This is a genomic window from Nonomuraea sp. NPDC003707 (assembly GCF_053587055.1).
Genome location: NZ_JBSFNK010000068.1, coordinates 1 through 19,041 on the forward strand (window position 1 = coordinate 1; position 19,041 = coordinate 19,041).

The following is a 19,041-nucleotide window of genomic DNA, read 5'->3' on the forward strand; positions in this document are numbered from 1 at the left end:
GGCACTCATGAGCCGGCCAAGCCGGGTCATGGTGCGATCATCGCCGAGGGGATCCCGGGGGCGCGGTTGATGATGGTGGAGGGTATGGGGCACACGCTGCCGCCGGAGGTGCACGAGGAGTTGGCGGCCGCCATCCTCGCGCACACAACCACGTGACCCGCGTCGTCGAACACTGCCCCAGATGAAGCGTCCAAGGCAGATCAACACGGAGCACGGCGGGCTGGACGGGCCGCGGGCGAGCCGTACGGCGTGTTGAGCATCGTGCTTCGTGCAACGGCCACCGCGAACAGGGCGCAGGCACGATCGGGGCAGCACCGAAGGAGTTGAACTGAGCCGATCATGCGGGCGCGGCCGGAATGCGGCACAGTGTCGTGGGTGGTTGCTCGGTGCAGGGGGAGTGCTGGATGAGCGGCAAGGGGTGACTCAGCTCATGCCGACGGTCTGCCGCTCGGGCTCGATGACGGCGACGATGCGCGCCTCATCTCGGTTGTAGGGCCTGCCGATGTACTTCATGGAGATCTGGTCGATGATCTCCCAGGCCGCGTCGCCGTCGAGCCATTCGATGACCCGGCCGCGGACGATGACGGGCTGGAACGGGTTGTCGGCGGGCGTTATGGAGAGCGCCACCCGCGGGTCGCGGCGCAGGTTGCGGGCCTTGCGCGACTGCGGACCGGTGAGGAAGACGATGTGGTCTCCGTGGGTGCCGACCCAGAGCGGGACGGTGTGGGGCGAGCCGTCCGGCAGGACGGTGGCGAGGTGGGCCAGCGAAGTGCCGTCGAGGACGCGGCGTACGTCGGGGTTGAGCATCTTCTTCTCCTTGCAGGGGTTGCGGCGACTGCGGTGGTGACGTTGTAAGGGGGTGTGAGCGCTGATCAGCGCTCGACCTCGTTGTGGAGGTGGGTGACGCCCTGTGCCGGTACGGCTTCGACCAGGCGCAGGTGTACGTGCTCGGGCAGCGCCTGGAAGAAGGGGCGGCCGCCGCCGAGCAGGATGTGCACCTGGTGGCGATTCCTTCCTTGGGTTCCTTGAAGAGACTCTATAACCGTAACACTTAAAGTTCCCTAAGGGAACTCCAATGGGTAGACTGACCCCATGCAACGCACCAACTTCGGCGACATGGCCTGCTCCATCGCCCGCACCCTCGACGTCATCGGAGAACCCTGGTCACCCCTGATCCTGCGCGACATATGGGCCGGCCTGAACCGATTCGACCACCTCCAAGCCGACCTCGGCATCTCCCGCAAAGTCCTGACCGAACGCCTCAACCACCTCGTCGACCAAGGCATCCTCGAACGCCGCCCCTACGACAACCGGCCACGCCACGAATACCACCTGACCGTCAAAGGCACCGAACTGATCGACCTGCTCATGGTCATGGCCGGCTGGGGCGACAAATGGCTCGTCGGCCAGGCCGGACCACCCGTGCTCTACCGCCACCACGCATGCGGCGAGATCAGCCGTACCGACCTGCGCTGCGCCCACTGCGGCCAGCCGATGCACGCCGGCGACGTCGACCTGCTACCAGGCCCAGGAGCGGCCGTCTGACCGAGGGGGCCAGAGCTCTTGACCTCAGGTCTTTGAACATCCGACGAGCGGGGGCACCGAAGGGCTGGAGAGGATTGCTTTCAGGGGAGACAATGATCGTGGTGGAAACGGCGGATGGCTTGGTCTCGCGCCCCAGCGCACGTGTCGTTCTCATCGACGACGCCGATCGGCTCCTGCTGTTCTCCAGCCGTGACCAACGCGATGGCACGCTTCGCTGGTACACCCCCGGCGGCGGTCTCCAGCCCGGGGAGAACCATCGAGCTGCGGCACTGCGTGAGCTGCGCGAGGAGACCGGGTTGGCGGATGTGGCGTTGGGGCCGGAGGTGTGGAGAGGACGCCCCTGGACCACGCAGCGGGACGGCGTCACCTTTGAGGTCCGGCAGCGCTACTACCTGGCCCGCATTCCCATCTCGGAGATCGACACCACCCGCATGGAGGACTTCGAGAGGGCGAGCATCACCGGCCACCGCTGGTGGACAGCACAAGAACTGGCTGAGACCGCCGATCTCCTGCGCCCCGCCGGGCTGCCGCACCTGTTGGCCGCCCTCCTTGTCAAAGGCCCGCCCCGCCACCCGATCCTCGTCGACGGCTGACCTTCGATATGAGCGGGATGCCGATCAAGATGCGTACGTCTTGTCGGGTCATTTGTCGTAGTCGGGGCGTACCCTGCCCACCATGAAGGACACGCACGCACCGCTCGATGGCGAGCGATGGCAGCCTGGAGACCTTGTCGTCGATGCCGAGGGGAGTCTGTTCACACGCGCGAGTGTGCAGGACCAGGACAGCGGTCGGCCATGGGGACATCCGTCCGGTGTGACCCGCGGCCGCGACGGCGGCGCTCATGTGCCGGACGGCGAGGCAGGGGAAACGGTCCCCGTCCGCCCGCTCGCGCTTCTGCTCCGCGACGGTCAGCCGGCACTGCCCGCCGCGCCAGCGAACGCTTCCGCGGTGCTCGGCACCCAGGCCCACCAGGCCGGCACCTTGGCAGGCGTCGGCGGTTTGTTCTTGGCCGCCACCGCTTTCGACCCTGACGGCGCCGGGGATCCGAGGGCGGCGAGGCTGCGGGCGGACCTGCTCGACACCGTCGTGGTGGTGGACAGCGAACAAGCGCTCGCGGCGATGTTCGGTGGGGCCGCCGATGGGTTGCTGGTGGAGTTGGCGGAATGGCATCGGCGAAGTGTGGAGGAAGCGCCTGAGCGGCCATAGACCCTTGCGGGCCCCTGGCTCGCAAGGAGCCCGCAGAATGTCTCACGGCCTGAACGCGAGGAAAGCGGGAAGGCTAGATGACTTTTCCAAAAGTGAGAAGGAAGCCCTCCCATGGCCTCGCGATCCCCACGCTATCAGTCGGGGATCAGCTCGCGCAGCCTCGAATGGGTGCGGGTGTCGTCAGCGAAGATCACGGCCCGTCGTGCTCGCGGGAAGCCGCAGGACGGCGGCGGAGAGCACCGCGATCAGCGCGAGCCCCGCCGGCGCCATGGCCGCCGCGCCGCCCCCGGCGTCGAACAGCCGGCCGACCACGAACCCGCCGGCCAACGTGACCACCCCGGCGACGAAGCTGAGCAGGCCGAAATAGACCCCGAACCGTCCGGACGGCGCGCACCGCGTGACCGTCTGGAACAGCGCCGACTGCATCAGCCCTTGGGCCAGCCCGTGCAGCACCGCGGCCACCAGGAGGATGACGAGGTGACCGCCCTCGCCGGAGGGCATCGCGAGCAGCGCCAGGTAGCCGAGGCCGGCACAGACCAGGCCGCTTCTGAGCACCCAGGGACGTTCGCCTCGCCCGCCGGCCGCGCACCAGGGCTGGACCGCGGCCATGGCGACCGCCACCACGCAGAAGAACAGGGTCGTCGAACCTGCCCCGACCTCCTTGAGCGGGACCACGGTGACGATCTGGTCGGCGAGCAGCGTCGTCGGCGCGGCGGTCATGGCGAAGCGCCGGAAGTCTCGGTCTCGGAGCACCGCCGACACGCCACCGGTGAGCCTGCGTACGTGGAGACGGCCGGCGGCGCGTTCGGCCGGCATCAGCAGGAACAGTACGGCGCCGACCGCCCAGGCGCCCGCCGCCGCCGCGGACAGCAGCCCGAATCCGCCGGCCAGCAGGGCCAGCCCGACGGGTGGGCCGGCCACCGCTCCTAACTGGCCGGCGACGACGTAGGCCGCGAAGCCCTTCGCACGCCGTTCGGGCCGCACCCCGGCAAGCAGGGACTGGGCGGCCGGGTGGAACAGGGCCCCGCCCACCGCCAGGACCGCCGCCGCGCAGAGCAACCCGGCCGGCCCGTCGATGACTCCCAGCAGGCCGAAACCGGCCGCCCGCAGGGCGCAGGCCAGCGCTCCCGCGCGGGCCGGTCCCACCGCGTCGGTGATCGCGCCGGCCGGCAGGAACAGCATGTTCTGCAGCGCCACGCGCACCCCGAGCACCACGGCGATGGTGCCGGCGAGCAGGCCGAGGTCGTGGCGCAGGTACGTGACCAGGTGCGCCATCACCGCGAAGAACCCGATCGAGATGGCCAGCTGCACTCCGACGACGACGGCGAGCACGTGGCGGCCGTTGCCCGGCGGGCGCACCGGAGGCGCGGGGTCCCCGGCGAGCGGTCGGCTCGGATGCGGGGCGGACGTACTCGGCGCCATGGGCCGGGTCGTCCTCACGATCCCGATGCCTGCCGGAGGACGTCGGGGCACTGCGGCCTGGTCGTCCCCTCATTCTCGATCTGCACTGCAAGAGGAGAGCAGAAGCCGCCGGGTCATGTCCAATATCGATATGTGTCCAGGGGGATAACCAATTCGATATCAGTGCTGGTGGTCTGGGGTGCCCCCGCCGGCCGTGCGGGTCCGCGTGGCCAGCCAGCCGGCCATCGCGCGGACCCCGTGGCCGATGGCACGCTCGTCCGGGGTTAAGGCGCCGAAGTGCGGGTAACCGGTCTCGATGGCGGCGCCGGGGGCCCGGACGCCGAGAAAGGTGTACGTGCCGGGAAGCCGATCGAGGAACAGCGCGAAGTCCTCGCCACTGAACGGCACCGCGGCCTGCAACGTGCGCACCCGGCCCGGCCGCTGAAGGTACCGCTTGATCGCCTGGCCCTCCCGTTCCGGACAGACCATGGCGGGAAACGGGACCTCGGGGAAGGTCACCGATGAGCCGCCTGTGTGCCGCCGCCGATCTGTTCGCCCGGCGGCACCGCGTCCATGTCCGCCCGGTAGGCGACCGTACGGCCGCGACGAGCGCCGGTGAGGACCGCGACGACCCCGTGCCCCCCGACGCCCGTGATGACGTCGAGGCCGGCCGCGCGCAGCCGCCGCGCGACCACCGCTGAGTTCGACATGGTCCCTCCAACAACGAACATGTCGCACCCGGCCGCTGGAAGCATTGAAGCCAGCACTCCAGACCACCATGGGGTAAACCCCACCTAAGCGGGACAGACCTCCTGATAACCCACGTCGGCTCCCACATGCTCGCGCCACTCCGCCTGCGTGAGCCGTCGGCCCGCCCGCTCGCACACGATCCGGACGGCCGGCGCGGGGTCGACCGGAAGCTCCTGGAACGCGCCGTCGAGCCCCACGACGCGCAGGGCCGAGCCGTCGGCCGTGAAGGCGAGCGCCGGCATGAGGTCGTGCAGCTCGTACGGATCGAACGCCCCGGTGGTCACGGTCCAGGCGGCGCCGAGCTGCCGGCCCGCGACCGTGTCGAACATCGTCACCCTGGTGTCGTGGGCGACCGCCAAGACCCGCCCGTCGGGAGAGAACCTGGTCCCCACGACGTCTCCCGGCACCCTGAACACCTGACCCGTCGTACGCCAGGTGCGGGTGTCCCACAGGACCACCGCTCTGCTCCCGTACGGCGAGGCGCCGAGCGGACCCTTCGGCGCGAGGACCATCCACCCCACCGCCAGCGTCCCGGGGCCTTGCCCGCGGGGGAGCACCTTGCGGGTGACCAGGTCGATGACGTCGGCACCCGCGGCGTCGGCGGTGACCAGGAACCTGCCGTCGGAGCTGAAGGACAGCGGGCCGCCCGCGACCGGGCCGAACCGCATGACCCGCTCGCGCCGCGCGATGTCGACGACCACGACCTCGCCCGCGCCGGTGTAGTCGTTGGCCATGGCCGAGCTGAGGGCGAGCAGCCGGCCGTCGGGGCTGATCTGCATGTCCGCCCTGACGTCCGCCGACTGCAGGGCCAGGTGGCCTATCTTCCGCCCGGATGCCGCGTCCCAGAACGTGGGTCCCGTGGTGAGGTCCTCCGAGGAGATCGTGACGACCGTGCGCCCGTCGGGGCTGACCCGCATGATCGGCTCGCCCTTCCCGCCGACGCCGAGCCGACGGGTCTCGGTGAACCCGGGCACCGACCAGCCGCGCACGGCGTCGCCCGTCCGGGCGAGCAGCAGGCTCCCCGAGGCGGTGAACCGCGGCTGCAGAGCGCCGGCGGGCACGACGCGTCGGGGGCCGGTCTGCCGGCTGATGTCGTAGGTGGTCACCTGCCCGGCGTCGTCCAGGATGCTCAGCGTACGGTTCCCTGGGCCGAACCGCGGGGCCCCGACGATCTTGGACGCGACGGTGAGCCGCAGGAGCGGGGCCGCGTCGCTCAGCCGCCACAGGGTGATGCGGCCGCCCGCCCAGTTGTCGAAAGTGATCAGGAAGCGGCTGTCGTCGCTGAAGACGGCCTCGGTGCCCGGGCCGGGGAAGCTGCGCCGGTCCCGCGTGCCGGTGGACAGGCTCCACAGCGTCGTGCCCTTCCGCCCGCCCACAGCGGCCAGCGCGCCGTCGGGGCTGATGGCCGTGACCTGCCCCGGCAGGCCACGGCCGGGGAGCCGCTTGCCCGCCGGCGTTCCCCCTCCCGGCAACGCCCGCAGCGTCGTCACGGTGTCGTGCTCGGTGATCTCGAGGGCGGCGAAGCGGTCGCCGGGGCCGACATTTGCGTGGCTCACGTAGCCGTCCTGCTTCTCCAGCGCCCGCCGCGCCACGTTCCACAGCGCGACGTACGGTCCGCCCAGGTTGGCGCGCACGACGATGTAGCCCCCGCCGGGGCTGAACTCCAGGCTCGCCGGGCGTCCGTCGTAGCTCGTCGAGCCTCCGGGCATCCAGCCGCCCTCGCCCAGCCGCCGCCCGGTCCGCAGGCTCCACAGCTCCAGCCTGCCGCCCCCCGCGAGCGCCAGCGTGTCACCGTCCGGACCCACCGCGGCGGTGACGGGCGCCTCGCCGATGCCGCCGAAGGTCCTGACCGGCCGCCCCGTCGCCACGTCGTAGACGGTCACCCGGCCGGCGCCCGCGCTGACCAGCGTCCGGCCGTCGGGGCTCAGCGCCCGCCCTTCGTTGGCCGGGGCGGGATCCGTGAAGACCGACTGCTCCTGCTGGGCGAGCGAGCTCAGCACCGCCGAACGTGCCTCAGGAACCCGCGCGATGCGGTAGGCCGCCACGCTGAGCAGCATCGCCTTCACCGGGTCGGTCCCGCGCAGCGCGTCCGCCTGCAGCGCCACCCGCCGCGCCGCGGCCTGCGACCGCTCCTCGGCCAGGCGCCGGCCGGCCTCGTCGCTCCTGAGCGACTGCTGCCAGGCGAGGGTGCCGGCGGTGAGCGAGGCGACGAGCAGGACCGCCACGCCGGTGGTGACCAGGCGCCGCAGCCTGCTCTGCCGCGCCGACCCGGCCCTGCTCGCCTCGACGAACTCGCGCTCCGTGGTGTTCAGGGTCAGATGCGTGGCGCCGGTCCAGTCCAGCGCGTGGCGCAGGGCGGTGCCGCGGAGGAGGTCCTCAGGGCGGCGCCCGCCACGGGCCCAGCGGCGGGCGGCCTCGCCCAGCTCGCGGTGGCGTCCGAGCGCGTCGCGGTCGCCGGTCACCCACTCGTGCAGCCGGGGCCAGGCGTACAGCAGGGCGGCGCTGCCGATCACGACCCCGTCTCCCTGGCGGCGGACCAGCGTGGCCTCCTCGAGCGCGGCGAGCACCCGTTCGGCGGCCTCGTGCCGTACCTCGATCAGCTCGTCCAGGGTGGCGGTGCGCGGCGCCTCGTCGCCGTCGCGAACGTCCACCAGTCGCAGCAGCAGATCGCGCGCCACCTCGCGCTCGGACGCCGGCAGCCCGGCGTAGAACCGCTCGGCCACCGCGCCGAGCGCCGGGTCGGCGGCCCGCCCGCCGGAAGGGCGCACCCCCGCGGCGGCCTCGGCGCCTTCGGCCAGCGTCGCGCGCTCGCCTCCGCCGCCGAGCAGCGTCAGCAGCAGGCGCTGCGCGGAAGGACGCGCGGCCGGGTCCTTGGACAGCGCGGCGCGAACCAGCTCGCGCAGCCCTTCGGGCAGGACATCGACGTCAGGGTCGTGGTTGAGCAGCCGGTTGATGACCGCGATCGTCGTCGGGGCGGTGAACGCGTCGCGCCCCGTCGCGGTGAACAGCACCACCGACCCCCAGGCGAACACATCGGCCGCTGGCTCGGCCCGGCCCCCGGAGAACAACTCCGGCGCCATGTACATCGGAGTCCCGGCCAGCTCGCCCGTCGAGGTCATCGACAGGCCCGCCGCCCTGGCGATGCCGAAGTCGATCACTCGTGGCCCGTCCGGCCCCATCAGGACGTTCTCCGGCTTCAGGTCGCGGTGCACCACGCCCGCCTGGTGGATGGCGGCCAGCGCGGTGGCCACGCCCACGGCCAGCCGGTGCAGCGGGTCACCCGAGAACGGCGCCCCCTCCGCCACCGCCGCGCGCAGGCTCGGGCCGGGGACGAACTCGCTGACGATGTGGGGGCGCTCGCCTTCGAGGTCGTGATCCAGGATGCGGGCGGTGCAGAACGAGGCCACCTGCCGCGCGGCGGTCACCTCCCGGGTGAAGCGGCGGCGCAGGGGAGAGTCGCCGGACAGGTACGCGTGCAGGACCTTGACCGCCACGCGGTTGGCCGCCTCGTCGTAGCCCTCGTAGACGACGCCCTGGCCGCCCGAGCCGAGCCTGCTCGCCAGCCGGTAGCGGCCCAGCCTCGACGGATCCCCCGGACGCAGCGGGTCTGCTGTCATGGTTCGTTAGATGGCCGATCACCGCCGCCGGTTCGGGCGGGGTGCTCGGCACCGGCCACAAGATCAGCAGAGGACGCAGGACGATGCTCACCACTGGGCTCACCACCGGGCTCACCACCGAGGAACAAGCCGTCGTCGACACGGTCCGCGACTTCGTCGAGCGGGAGGTCCGGCCCGTCGCCCGCGACCTGGAACACGCCAACGCATACCCGGACAAGCTCATCGAGCAGATGAAGCGGCTGGGCATCTTCGGCCTGGCCATCCCCGAACCCTGGGGCGAGGCTCCGGTGTCCATGCCGTGCTACGCCCTGGTCACCGCCGAGCTCGCCCGCGGCTGGATGAGCCTGGCCGGCGCCATGGGCGGGCACACCGTCGTGTCCAAGCTCATCCTCGCCTTCGGCACGCAGGAGCAGAAGGACCACTACCTGCCCAGGATGGCGACCGGCGAGATCCGCGCGACCATGGCGCTGACCGAACCCGGCGGCGGCTCGGACCTGCAGGCCATGACCACCGCCGCCCGCCGGGACGGCGACGACTACGTGGTCAACGGCGCCAAGACGTGGATCACCAACGCCCGCCGCTCCCAGCTGATCGCCCTCATGTGCAAGACCGACCCCTCCGCGCGGCCGCGCCACAAGGGCATCTCCATCCTGCTCATCGAACACGGGCCGGGCCTGACGGTCTCGCGCGACCTGCCCAAGCTCGGTTACAAGGGCGTCGAGAGCTGCGAGCTGGTCTTCGAGGACCACCGGGCACCGCTCACCGCCCTGCTCGGCGCCGAGGAGGGCCGCGGCTTCGGGCAGATGATGAAGGGTCTGGAGGTCGGCCGCATCCAGGTCGCCGCCCGGGCCCTGGGGGTGGGCCGCGCGGCGTTCGACGACGCCCTGCGCTACGCGCAGGAGCGGGAGAGCTTCGGCAAGCCCATCTGGAAGCACCAGGCCGTCGGCAACCACCTCGCCGACATGGCCACCGACCTCACCGCCGCCCGCCAGCTCATCCTGCACGCCGCCGAGCGCTACGAGAGCGGCGCGCGCTGCGACATGGAGGCCGGCATGGCGAAGCTGTTCGCCTCCGAGGCCGCCATGAGAGCCGCGCTCAACGCCGTACGCGTCCACGGCGGCTACGGCTACTCCACCGAGTTCGACGTGGAACGCTACTTCCGCGACGCGCCGCTGATGATCGTCGGCGAGGGCACCAACGAGATCCAGCGCAACGTCATCGCCGCCCAGCTGGTCAAACGCGGCGGGCTGGACTGACCGGGGCCCTATGCCTGCGGCGTCGCGGCCTTGCGGGTGCGGACCCACGTGACGATCGACGGCCCGCCCGCGAAGCACCACAGCGCCACGACCGGGTCGCAGATGGCGCAGCCGAAGGAGGAAAGGGCGGAGAAGGGCAGGAGGGGGTTCCCCTGGAGGTGGTGCAGGACGTCCCAGGCGGTGTGGAGCAGCCAGCCGATGCCGATCCAGGTCCAGCTGTCGAGCCCCCGGTAGGCGACGTAGGTCATGACGACCGGCAGGACGAACTCCCAGTACCCGAGTCCGCCCCCGCTGAGGTAGGCGGCGCCGGCCCCGCCGACCAGCACGGCGTTGACCTGGCGCCGTTGCGGCTCGGGGATCAGGGACAGGAGGGAAACGCAGATCAGCCCGATGACGATCGGCATGATGACGGACATGGGGTGTGGCAATCCGTTCTGAGGTTGGGGTTCTCCGGTTCTCGCAGCGCAACGCTAGAGCGCGCGGCCACGGCTCCCCATGGGCTGGATCGACAATTTCCCACGGGTTCCCGCCATCCGGCCCGAACCCGTGAGCGCCTACCGTGTCCTCATGCACACGGTGGCGGTCCTGGCTCTGGACCATGTGGTGGCGGCCGACCTGGCGACGCCCATCGAGGTGTTCGGGCGGGCCCGGCTGGCGGACGGGCGCAGCCCGTACCGGATCCTGGTCTGCGCCGCGACGCCGCAGGTGGCCGGCGGCGCCTTCACGCTCATCGCCCCGCACGGCCTGCGGGCGCTGCGGGAGGCGGACACGATCGTCGTGCCGGGCTGCTCCGAGCTGGCCGCCCCGCCCGCGCCGGAGGTGCTCGGCGCCCTGCGTGCGGCGGCCGCCGCCGGCACCCGGATCGCCTCCATCTGCGCGGGGGCGTTCACCCTTGCCGCGGCCGGGCTGCTGGACGGGCTGAGCGCGACCACGCACTGGGCGGCGGCGCACCGGCTGGCCCAGCAGTTTCCGCGGGTGGACGTGCGGCCGGACGTCCTGTACGTCGACAACGGCCAGATCCTCACCTCGGCCGGGGCCGCCGCCGGCCTGGACCTGTGCCTGCACATCATCCGGCGGGACTTCGGTTCGGCGGTCGCCGCGGACTCGGCCCGGCTGTCGGTGATGCCCCTGGAACGGGAGGGCGGGCAGGCGCAGTTCATCGTCCACGCCCAGCCGCCGGTGCCCCAGGGGTCGCTGCTGGAGCCGGTGCTGTCGTGGATCGAGGACAACCTCGCCCAAGAGGTGACCTTGGCGGAGATGGCCCTGCGCGGCGGGATGAGCGAGCGGACCTTCAGCCGCCGCTTCCGCGAGCAGACCGGCACCACGCCGCTGCAGTGGCTGCTGCGCGCACGCGTACGACGGGCGCAGTTCCTGCTGGAGAACACCGACCACGGCGTGGAACGCATCGCCGCGCAGGCCGGGTTCGGGTCGGCCACCGCGTTCCGGGAGCGGTTCAAGCGCGTCGTCGGTGTCACGCCGCAGTCCTACCGTTCCTCCTTCCGGACGAACGCCTCCTGAGCCTTCGGGGGCCCGCGGAGGTCAGCGGTGTCCGGCGCAGCCGCCCGACCCCCGGCACTTCTCGATGATCTCGGCCATCGTGTCGCCGAAGCGCTCGCGGACGTCGGGCGCGAGCGGTGCGACGAGACGGTCGAGCTCCACGCTGACCTCGGCATGGAACGCCATCGCCGCCTCGTGACCGGCGTCGGTCAGCGTCACCTGCAGCGCGCGCCGGTCGCCCGGCACGGCTGATCGCTGGGCGAGACCACGCCGCTCGGCCCGGTTCATGAGGCCGGTGAGCGCGGCCTTCTCCACACCGAAGCATTGCGCGAGCTCGGCCATGCCCCGAGGGCCGTCGAGCAGGACGCACAGGAGCCTGGCCTGGACCGGGGTCAGGTCGTGGCGTTCGGAGACGCGGAGGTAGATGCCCTGCACCAGGGTGGAGAGCTGGTGCAGCGCGGTGGCGACGTCCGTCCGCGGGTCGCCGATATGGCGGGCCTCCGTCGCGTCTTCCTGCCCTGCTTGCGCCGTCTTGTTCACGGCACTACGGTACATGGGGCATATAGTTAATGCCGCATACAGTACGCTCCGTTAACGAACGGGTTCAGCATGTCTTTCAGCGAAGAAGAGATCGGCTACCTGCGGTCCCAGCGACTGGCCCGCATCGCCACCGTCTCGGACGACGGCCAGCCGGACGTGGTGCCGGTGGGGTTCGACTTCGACGGGACGCACGTGTACGTCGGCGGCATCGATCCGGACAGGACCAGGAAGTTCCGCAACGTGCGGGACGGGAACACCAAGGTCGCCCTCGTCATCGACGACCTGCCCTCGACCGATCCGTGGACGCCGCGCTACCTGCGCATCTACGGCGACGCCGAACTCGTCGAACGCCAGGGCCAGTTCGGGCTCGCGTCCTACATGCGGATCACCCCCGCGGTGTCGTGGAGCTTCAACCTGGAGGGGCTGCCGTTCGGCCACGACCGCGAGGTCGAGGTCCGCCGTACCGTCCACCCGACCGATGATGGAGAGATCGCATGAGCTTCGACACCCCCGCGGGGACCCGGGGCGCCCGCCAGCCGGCCGGCCGGGCGTTCCGATGGCTGAACGCGCTGATGGCCAGACGGCTCCGGCGCAAGGGCGGCGGGACGTTCATGGGCTTCAACGCCCTGATCCTGACGACCGTCGGCCGCAAGAGCGGGCTGGAGCGTACGACACCGGTCGGCTGGTTCCCCGGGAAGGACGGCAACTGGCTGATCGTGGCCTCGGCGGCCGGGGCGGTGGGGAACCCGGCGTGGTACTACAACCTCGCCGCCCACCCCGACCAGGTGCGGATCGAGGTCGACGGCCGCACGGTGCCGGTGGTCGCCGAGCAGCTCCACGGCGCGGAACGCGAACAGGCCTGGCAGCAGATCGTCGCCGCCGCGCCCCGTTTCGCCCAGTATCAGGTGAAGACCGACCGGGAACTGCCGATCATTCGCCTGGTACCCCGATCCGGCCAGGAGTGAGGGTGCTCTGCGTGGTGGCGCGGGCGAGGCCGGCCTCGATCTGTTCGAGCACGTCGAGCGCGTCGGCCTGCTGATCGGGGGTCAGGCCGCCGGCGACGCTGCTTTCGAGCTCGGCCCAGATGTTCTCGACCTCGCGGCGCAGGGCCTGGCTGGCGGGGGTGGGCTCGATGATGGTGGCACGTCTGTCGGTGGCGCAGGGGCGGCGGCGGACGAAGCCGGCGTGCTCGAGGCGCTGGATGGTGCGGGTCATGGTGGCGGCGTCGGAGCCGAGCATGCGCACCAGGTCGGTCTGACGCTGGGGGCCGCGGTCCCACAGCTGCATCATGACCAGCTCCTGGCTGGGGTGGAGGCCGACGCGGCGCAGGAGCTGGGCGGCGAGCATGCGGTGCAGGCGCGCGACGCGGATGATCGCGTGGTTGAGCGGGCCCGCCTGGACGGAGGGCGGCAGCGGGGTGCCGGCCGTCGCCGCGATCTCGGCGCCTTTCTTCGCTGAGCCCATCGGCCCCTCCCGTGAATGTGGCTGCTCGAACAAGCATTCATCCTATCGGAACGGCTTCTCGCCGTGCGTGACATAGATCACGCGGCCGCCTGGAATGGATCCGCGAACTTACTTGCTCGAACAGGTAACACTACGTAGCACCTCTCAACAAGGAATGTGATCATGCCAACGGCATTCGACTCTTACGAACTGGGCGGCAAGCGCCTGGCCAACCGCATCGTCATGGCCCCCATGACCCGCAGCCGCGCCTACGGCCCCGGCGCCGGCGCGACCGAGCTGATGGCCACCTACTACGCGCAGCGGGCCGGCGCCGGCCTGATCGTCACCGAGGGCACCCAGCCGTCGGTGGTCGGCCAGGGCTACCCCGACACCCCCGGACTGCACTCCGCCGAACAGGTCGCGGCCTGGCGGAAGGTCACCGACGCCGTCCACGGCGCGGGCGGTGTGATCTTCGCGCAGATCATGCACACCGGCCGGATCGGCCACCCCAGCCTCCTGCCCGACGGCCTGCACCCGGTCGCCCCCTCCGCCGTGCCGGCCAAGGGGCAGATCTACACCCACGAGGGCCCCAAGGACTTCGTCACCCCGAAGGAGCTGACCGAGGCTGAGATCGGCCGGACCGTCGACGACTTCGCCGCCGCGGCCCGCAACGCGATCGCCGCCGGGTTCGACGGGGTGGAGCTCCACGGCGCCAACGGCTACCTGATCCAGCAGTTCCTCGCCCCCAACAGCAACCGCCGCACCGACGCCTGGGGCGGCTCGGCCGAGGGCCGCATCCGCTTCGCCTCCGAGGTGGCCACCGCCGTGGCCGGGGCGATCGGCGGGCAGCGGGTCGGCCTTCGCCTCTCGCCCGGCAACCCTTACAACGACATCGCCGAGGATGATGTGGAGGAGACGTACGGCGCTCTCGTGGCGCGGCTGGTCCCGCTCGACCTGGCCTACCTGCACCTGGTGGAAGGCGCGGACCGCGACCTGACCCGCCGCCTGCGCAAGGACTGGCCCGGCGCGCTCATCCTCAACCCGTTCACCCATCCGGCCCCCACCGGCCCCGACACGCTGGACCTGGTGGAGGACGGCACCGCCGACATGATCGCCTTCGGCTCGATGTTCCTGGCCAACCCCGACCTGCCCGCCCGCCTCGCGGCCGGCGGCCCGTACAACACCCCCGACCCGGCCGCCTTCTTCGGCGGCGACCACCGCGGCTACACCGACTACCCGGCCCTCACCTGACCCGCCCGCGGGTCGAGGCCTTCTGCGGCAACCGAAACCGGTGGTCGGACCGGGCGGTCAGTCGTACGGGTTGTGGTCCCGGCGCTCGTATCCGCGCTGCTCGTACTCGCGCGACCGCTCGTGCCGGGGCTGCTCGTACCGCTGCTGCTCGTATCCGCGCTGCTGCTCGTACCCCCGGGGCTGGTCGTATCCGCGGGGCTGCTCGTACGGGTACGAGCCCTGATCCGGCACCTCCTCGATGGCCGTACGCCCGATCGACGCCAGCAGCGAGACGATCGCGACGCCGATGATCAGGTTGATGACGGCCGTGGCGATCTGCGGGATGAGATCCGCGGAGTTCATGAACGGAAGGAGCGTGATGATGACGGTGCCGAGCCCGGCGATCCAGCCGAAGAACCTGTTCGGCTCCGGGGTCGACAGCATGAGGATGTAGAGCAGCAGCGTGGCGATGAGCGCCAGGGCGGCGGCCGAGATCGCGTATCCCGTGGTCGCCGAGCTGCCGTAGACGGGCGCCCCGTCGGGGGTGAGGACGCGGATGCCGAGCAGCCTCTTGCTGATCATGACTCCGACCACCACGATCAGTGCGGCCACCACGGCGGCCGCCACGCCGCCTCCCCATACTCGCGCGGGATTCACCCTCGGCCGGGCCGGAGCCGGGCGGCGATCGTAGCCATCGTGGGAGGGGTATGACATGCGAATCACCCTTGTCGCGGATGCTGATCAGGCACTTCGAGCACCTTACACGCGCCGTCAAGAGGGTAAAGCCGCTTTCCGCTCCAAGTCGATCACCGTGAGTCACCTCCGGGCCCGATTCGCCGCCGGCCCGACGGGGACGGCCTGGCCGGACGTGCTCCGGGTCAGCGCCGTCCGCGGCGGGCGGTCCCGAAGATGGATCTGGTGATCTCCCGGCCGAGGGCGGAGGCCGCCGACCGCGCCATGGAGCGGAACTCCTTCGACTCCAGCACGCTCTCCAGCGTGGACCGCTTCGGCTCCGGCTCCCTGGGCCGCGCCGGCTCGTGTGGGGCCTCGGCGGCGGGTTCCTCGGCTTGCTGCTGTTCGGCCAGCTTCGCGGACAGGATCTCGTAGGCGGACTGGCGGTCGACCGCCGTACCGTACTTCTGCTGCAGCGGCGAGGCGGCGATGATGCCCTGGACCACGTCCGGGCTCGACGGCGCCATGAGCGTCTGCGGCGCGCACAGGCGCGTCCAGGCCACGGGGGTCGGCGCGCCCGTCTCCGACAGGACCGTGACCACGGCCTCGCCGATGCCGAGCTCGGTGAGCAGCCGCTCCAGGTCGTAGGAGGACGCGGGGAAGGTCGAGACCGTGGCCTTGAGCCCCTTGGCGTCCTGGGGGGTGAAGGCGCGCAGGGCGTGCTGTACGCGCGCGCCGAGCTGGGCGAGCACGTCGGACGGCACGTCGTTCGGCGTCTGGGTGACGAAGAAGACGCCGACGCCCTTCGACCGGATCAGCCGCACGGTCTGGGTGATCGACTGCAGGAACGCCTTGGACGCGTCGTCGAACAGCAGGTGCGCCTCGTCGAAGAAGAACACGAGCTTCGGCTTGTCGACATCGCCCACCTCGGGGAGCACGTGGAAGAGGTCGGCGAGCAGCCACATCAGGAAGGTGGAGAACAGCTGCGGCCGGTCCTGCACGGCGGGCAGCTCGAGAACGGAGACCATCCCTTTGCCGTCGCCGGTCACCCGGAGCAGGTCGCGCACGTCGAACTCCGGCTCGCCGAAGAACGCCTCCGCCCCCTGCGCCTCGAAGTTGGTCAACGACCGGAGGATGACGCCCGCCGTCGCCGCCGACAGCCCGCCGATCCCGCTCAGCGCCTCCGGGGTGTCGGTCAGATACCGGATGACCGCGATCAGGTCCTTGAGGTCGAGCAGGGGCAGCCCATGCTTGTCGGCGAAATAGAAGATCAGGCCGAGCGACGACTCCTGCGTCTCGTTGAGCCCGAGGACCTTGGCGAGCAGGGTCGGCCCGAAGGCGGTCATGGTGGCGCGGATCGGGATTCCGGTCCCCAGGCCGCCCAGGGAGAAGAACTCCGCCGGACAGGCCATGGGCTGCCACGTCTGCCCCACTTCGGCGGCCCGCCGGGTGACGCGCTCGGACGTCGTGCCCGGCGAGGCGAGCCCCGACAGGTCCCCCTTGATGTCGGCCAGGAAGACCGGGACTCCCTGGGCCGCGAGCTGCTCCGCCATGAGCTGGAGGGTCTTGGTCTTCCCCGTTCCGGTGGCGCCGGCGACCAGTCCGTGCCGGTTCAGCATGCCGAGAGAGATGCGGATCTGTTCCGAGGGGTCGGCGGTGCCGTCCTCCCGCACCAGGGCCCCGAGTTCCAGCGCCGGTCCCTCGACGTCGTATCCCTTCATCGGCTCTCCCCGTGTGGCATCCCCGCGATGTTGTTACCCATTGTGAGGAATATGTCACGGAAAAGAGCGACAAGTGTCAGTCGATCCGCTGGCAGATCGTCACCTGCAGGCGAGGGGACCACGTCCGGGTGGCCTCGTCGTACGCCTGCGCGTACCCGTTCTTGCTCCCGGCGCAGGGAGCGGCGATCGTCGTCTCCACGTAGACGGCCCCGCCGGGAGTGACGGCATGCGGCCTGGCGATCTCCCACCTGGAGAACGCCACCCGGCCCGTGTTGTACTTGACGGCCAGGTAGACGCGGCGGTCGACGGTGAAATTGCCGCCGGCGACCTTGAGGTGACCGTTGAAGGTGTAGGTGAACAGGAAGGGCCGGGCCTGCCTGAGGCCGTCGAGCGCGCCGGCGGAGGACGCGGTCGAGGCGTCCGCGGCGGCGCTGAGGGCGGGGACACCCACGGCGAGGGCGCCGGCGGTGGCGGTGGCGGCGAGCAGCGTTCCGATGGTGCGCTTCATCGGGTTCTCCTGGGTGACGAAGGCTGACGAAGGCTTGCGTCACCATTGATGGGCAGAGCGCCTGCAACGCTCTTTCAGCACCCTGACGTCCGCATGCAGACCGCTTTAGACACCTTCAGGAAGGGCGGCCCGTGGGATCGATCGCATGCGACAGCGCGTCTCCATCCATGAGAAGATCAACACGATGATGATTGGTCTGAGTGCCGGCTGCGGCGGTCATGTCTGCGCGACGGCCGCGGCAGCGATCGCGACGGCCGCGTCGCCGACGCGCGGCCATGCGGCTCTGCCGTGCGCCACCGGCGCGGGACGACCCCGCCGCGCCGAAGCCTCACCGGCGCGCGCGTGGTGAGCATGTCGTACGCACCCGCCGGAGGAGCAGACGCGCCGGCCGACGAGGACTCGGCCGGGCCCCGAGCCGCGCGCCGTCGCGGGGCCGGGACGCCGTCTCCGCGCGCGGAAGCCGTGCCCGGCGTCGGGCAGATCGCCGGACTGCGGCCCCGCGCCGACGTCGAGCTCCTCGACGCCTTGGACTGTCACACCCGGCGGACGGTGGCCGCCTGGCTGCTGGACCGGCCGAGCACGGCCACGCGGCAGGCGTGCCTGCAGACCCTGGCCGGGTTCCTGCGCTGGCTGCAGGCCGTGGAGCCGGGCCTGGGGCTGCTCGCCGCCACCGGCGATCACCTGGACGCCTACTGCGAGCAGGCCCGGATCGGCGCACTCACCGTCGGTGTACGCAACCCCGGCCGGGCCCTCTCCGGCGCGACAGTGGCGAGGAAGCACCGCGCCCTGTCCTCTTTCTACTGGTTCGCCTGGTCGATCGGCGCGATCCGGCAGGGCGACGGCGGCTCCATGCCTGCCGACGAGCCCCGGTCGCCCACGATCACGCGCGAGGAGCGGCGACTGCTGCGCCACGGCGCCTCCCGGCTGGCCGCGGACGGCCGCGTGGCGGAAGCGGTGGCCGTCGCCCTGATCGAGGCCACCGGCGCCAGCGTGGCCTCGCTGGCCAGCCTGACCAGCGAGGACCTGCACGCCGTGGGTCACGGCTCGGACTGCCCGCTGGTGCTCGTCACCATGCGCGACGATCGAGGCGATGTCGTCACCTTCCCGGTCCCCACGTGGGTCCATCCCTGGCTGAGGGCGTTGAGCTCCACCCGGGCCGCCGGCGATCTGCTGATCAAGCAGGGCAACGGCCAGCCGGTGAGCGTCGACTGGCTCACGGCCGCCCTCCAGGACGCCGGGTCCGCCGGCGGCATCCTGGCGTCGCGGGCCAAGCTGCTGCGCCCGCGCAAGCTCCGCGCCGCCACGGCCGCAGCACCGGCATGAGCACGCGGGACCCGGCTCAGCGCGTCTCGTAGAACGTCTTCGCGTCCGGCCTGGCGGTCACCCGGCCCGATTCCGGATCGATCACGTAGGTCATGTCCGGGCCCAGTTCCACGCCGGGATCCGGGTGCGCGACGGCAAGGCGCTCCCGGGGGACACCGGAGGGCACCTGCGCCAGGGCCGCCTCGGCGAGCTGCTCCTTCGCCAGGGCCGCGTCCGGGCTGATGGCGATGTGCTGGTGCAGGTGGACGACCTGGGACGACTCGACCTCGTACACCAGACACCACTGGTGGTACGGCTCCTCGCCTTCCCGCGCATCGACATGGAACTCCATC

The 19,041-nt window shown here is 71.3% G+C and carries 23 protein-coding genes; 10 read left to right on the plus strand and 13 right to left on the minus strand.

Translation table 11 applies throughout. From position 1 onward, the window contains the following. Positions 1-423: 423 nt before the first annotated feature. Positions 424-807, minus strand: a complete 384-nt coding sequence (locus ACWDRB_RS63970; RefSeq protein WP_449911936.1) for a PPOX class F420-dependent oxidoreductase — start codon at positions 805-807, stop codon at positions 424-426. 65 nt (positions 808-872) lie between these two features. Then, positions 873-998 (minus strand): hypothetical protein, encoded by a 126-nt coding sequence (locus ACWDRB_RS63975; protein ID WP_449911937.1) that lies wholly within the window; start codon positions 996-998, stop codon positions 873-875. Positions 999-1,092: 94 nt separating this feature from the next. Here ACWDRB_RS63975 and ACWDRB_RS63980 point away from each other — a divergent pair, with 94 nt between their 5' ends. From ACWDRB_RS63980 to ACWDRB_RS63990, 3 genes are all read left to right on the plus strand, one after another. Continuing rightward, a complete protein-coding gene (locus ACWDRB_RS63980; protein ID WP_449911938.1) occupies positions 1,093-1,545 on the plus strand; it encodes a winged helix-turn-helix transcriptional regulator in 453 nt (150 codons plus the stop codon). Between the two features lie 92 nt (positions 1,546-1,637). Beyond that, positions 1,638-2,138: an NUDIX hydrolase gene (locus ACWDRB_RS63985; protein ID WP_449911939.1), complete on the plus strand. Its 501-nt coding sequence runs from the start codon at positions 1,638-1,640 to the stop codon at positions 2,136-2,138. 82 nt (positions 2,139-2,220) lie between these two features. Beyond that, a complete protein-coding gene (locus ACWDRB_RS63990; protein WP_449911940.1) occupies positions 2,221-2,751 on the plus strand; it encodes a hypothetical protein in 531 nt (176 codons plus the stop codon). Positions 2,752-2,931: 180 nt separating this feature from the next. Here ACWDRB_RS63990 and ACWDRB_RS63995 read toward each other — a convergent pair whose 3' ends face one another. The 4 genes from ACWDRB_RS63995 to ACWDRB_RS64010 all read right to left on the minus strand — a co-directional run bounded on the left by ACWDRB_RS63995 (position 2,932) and on the right by ACWDRB_RS64010 (position 8,519). Beyond that, positions 2,932-4,173, minus strand: coding sequence for an MFS transporter (locus ACWDRB_RS63995; RefSeq protein WP_449911941.1), 1,242 nt, complete (start codon positions 4,171-4,173; stop codon positions 2,932-2,934). 159 nt (positions 4,174-4,332) lie between these two features. After that, entirely contained in the window at positions 4,333-4,671 is a 339-nt protein-coding gene (locus ACWDRB_RS64000; protein WP_449911942.1) for a hypothetical protein, read from the minus strand. Next, positions 4,668-4,862, minus strand: a complete 195-nt coding sequence (locus ACWDRB_RS64005) for a hypothetical protein (RefSeq protein ID WP_449911943.1) — start codon at positions 4,860-4,862, stop codon at positions 4,668-4,670. The genes ACWDRB_RS64000 and ACWDRB_RS64005 overlap by 4 nt, the downstream gene beginning before the upstream one ends. An 84-nt stretch (positions 4,863-4,946) precedes the next feature. Beyond that, positions 4,947-8,519, minus strand: coding sequence for a WD40 repeat domain-containing serine/threonine protein kinase (locus tag ACWDRB_RS64010; RefSeq protein WP_449911944.1), 3,573 nt, complete (start codon positions 8,517-8,519; stop codon positions 4,947-4,949). Positions 8,520-8,602: 83 nt separating this feature from the next. Here ACWDRB_RS64010 and ACWDRB_RS64015 point away from each other — a divergent pair, with 83 nt between their 5' ends. Continuing rightward, on the plus strand, positions 8,603-9,775 hold the full coding sequence (locus tag ACWDRB_RS64015) for an acyl-CoA dehydrogenase family protein (RefSeq protein ID WP_449911945.1): 1,173 nt from the start codon (positions 8,603-8,605) through the stop codon (positions 9,773-9,775). An 8-nt stretch (positions 9,776-9,783) separates the two neighbouring features. Here ACWDRB_RS64015 and ACWDRB_RS64020 read toward each other — a convergent pair whose 3' ends face one another. Beyond that, the gene (locus ACWDRB_RS64020; protein WP_449911946.1) at positions 9,784-10,191 is read right to left on the minus strand and encodes a DUF6010 family protein; all 408 of its coding nucleotides are present in this window, start codon (positions 10,189-10,191) and stop codon (positions 9,784-9,786) included. A 151-nt stretch (positions 10,192-10,342) separates the two neighbouring features. Between ACWDRB_RS64020 and ACWDRB_RS64025 the strand changes: the two genes are divergently transcribed. Further along, a complete protein-coding gene (locus ACWDRB_RS64025; protein ID WP_449911947.1) occupies positions 10,343-11,293 on the plus strand; it encodes a GlxA family transcriptional regulator in 951 nt (316 codons plus the stop codon). 21 nt (positions 11,294-11,314) lie between these two features. On the opposite strand, the gene ACWDRB_RS64030 is transcribed toward ACWDRB_RS64025, so the two are convergent. After that, positions 11,315-11,812: a MarR family winged helix-turn-helix transcriptional regulator gene (locus ACWDRB_RS64030; protein ID WP_449911948.1), complete on the minus strand. Its 498-nt coding sequence runs from the start codon at positions 11,810-11,812 to the stop codon at positions 11,315-11,317. A gap of 69 nt (positions 11,813-11,881) precedes the next feature. On the opposite strand from ACWDRB_RS64030, the gene ACWDRB_RS64035 reads away from it, so the two are divergent. Together ACWDRB_RS64035 and ACWDRB_RS64040 are read left to right on the plus strand one after the other, a co-directional pair. Then, a complete protein-coding gene (locus ACWDRB_RS64035; RefSeq protein WP_350741448.1) occupies positions 11,882-12,310 on the plus strand; it encodes a PPOX class F420-dependent oxidoreductase in 429 nt (142 codons plus the stop codon). After that, positions 12,307-12,777 (plus strand): nitroreductase/quinone reductase family protein, encoded by a 471-nt coding sequence (locus ACWDRB_RS64040; RefSeq protein WP_355211728.1) that lies wholly within the window; start codon positions 12,307-12,309, stop codon positions 12,775-12,777. Before ACWDRB_RS64035 ends, ACWDRB_RS64040 begins: the two co-directional genes overlap by 4 nt. Here the strand turns inward: ACWDRB_RS64040 and ACWDRB_RS64045 are convergent. After that, a complete protein-coding gene (locus ACWDRB_RS64045) occupies positions 12,743-13,276 on the minus strand; it encodes a MarR family winged helix-turn-helix transcriptional regulator (RefSeq protein ID WP_350741446.1) in 534 nt (177 codons plus the stop codon). The genes ACWDRB_RS64040 and ACWDRB_RS64045 overlap by 35 nt on opposite strands. Before the next feature lie 162 nt (positions 13,277-13,438). Here ACWDRB_RS64045 and ACWDRB_RS64050 point away from each other — a divergent pair, with 162 nt between their 5' ends. After that, the gene (locus tag ACWDRB_RS64050; protein WP_449911949.1) at positions 13,439-14,506 is read left to right on the plus strand and encodes an alkene reductase; all 1,068 of its coding nucleotides are present in this window, start codon (positions 13,439-13,441) and stop codon (positions 14,504-14,506) included. A gap of 57 nt (positions 14,507-14,563) precedes the next feature. Here the strand turns inward: ACWDRB_RS64050 and ACWDRB_RS64055 are convergent, their stop codons facing one another. The 3 genes from ACWDRB_RS64055 to ACWDRB_RS64065 all read right to left on the minus strand — a co-directional run bounded on the left by ACWDRB_RS64055 (position 14,564) and on the right by ACWDRB_RS64065 (position 17,386). Beyond that, on the minus strand, positions 14,564-15,199 hold the full coding sequence (locus tag ACWDRB_RS64055) for a DUF6069 family protein (protein ID WP_449911950.1): 636 nt from the start codon (positions 15,197-15,199) through the stop codon (positions 14,564-14,566). A gap of 164 nt (positions 15,200-15,363) precedes the next feature. Continuing rightward, positions 15,364-16,878, minus strand: a complete 1,515-nt coding sequence (locus ACWDRB_RS64060; protein WP_449911951.1) for a helicase HerA-like domain-containing protein — start codon at positions 16,876-16,878, stop codon at positions 15,364-15,366. 76 nt (positions 16,879-16,954) lie between these two features. After that, positions 16,955-17,386, minus strand: coding sequence for a hypothetical protein (locus tag ACWDRB_RS64065; protein ID WP_350741438.1), 432 nt, complete (start codon positions 17,384-17,386; stop codon positions 16,955-16,957). 145 nt (positions 17,387-17,531) lie between these two features. On the opposite strand from ACWDRB_RS64065, the gene ACWDRB_RS64070 reads away from it, so the two are divergent. Both ACWDRB_RS64070 and ACWDRB_RS64075 read left to right on the plus strand, forming a co-directional pair. Further along, positions 17,532-17,735: a hypothetical protein gene (locus tag ACWDRB_RS64070; RefSeq protein WP_363968326.1), complete on the plus strand. Its 204-nt coding sequence runs from the start codon at positions 17,532-17,534 to the stop codon at positions 17,733-17,735. Between the two features lie 2 nt (positions 17,736-17,737). Then, the gene (locus ACWDRB_RS64075) at positions 17,738-18,709 is read left to right on the plus strand and encodes a hypothetical protein (RefSeq protein ID WP_449911952.1); all 972 of its coding nucleotides are present in this window, start codon (positions 17,738-17,740) and stop codon (positions 18,707-18,709) included. Between the two features lie 16 nt (positions 18,710-18,725). On the opposite strand, the gene ACWDRB_RS64080 is transcribed toward ACWDRB_RS64075, so the two are convergent. Next, positions 18,726-19,040 carry a hypothetical protein gene (locus ACWDRB_RS64080; protein WP_449911953.1) on the minus strand — a complete coding sequence of 105 codons (315 nt, stop codon included), beginning with the start codon at positions 19,038-19,040 and terminating at the stop codon, positions 18,726-18,728. Position 19,041: the final 1 nt, after the last annotated feature.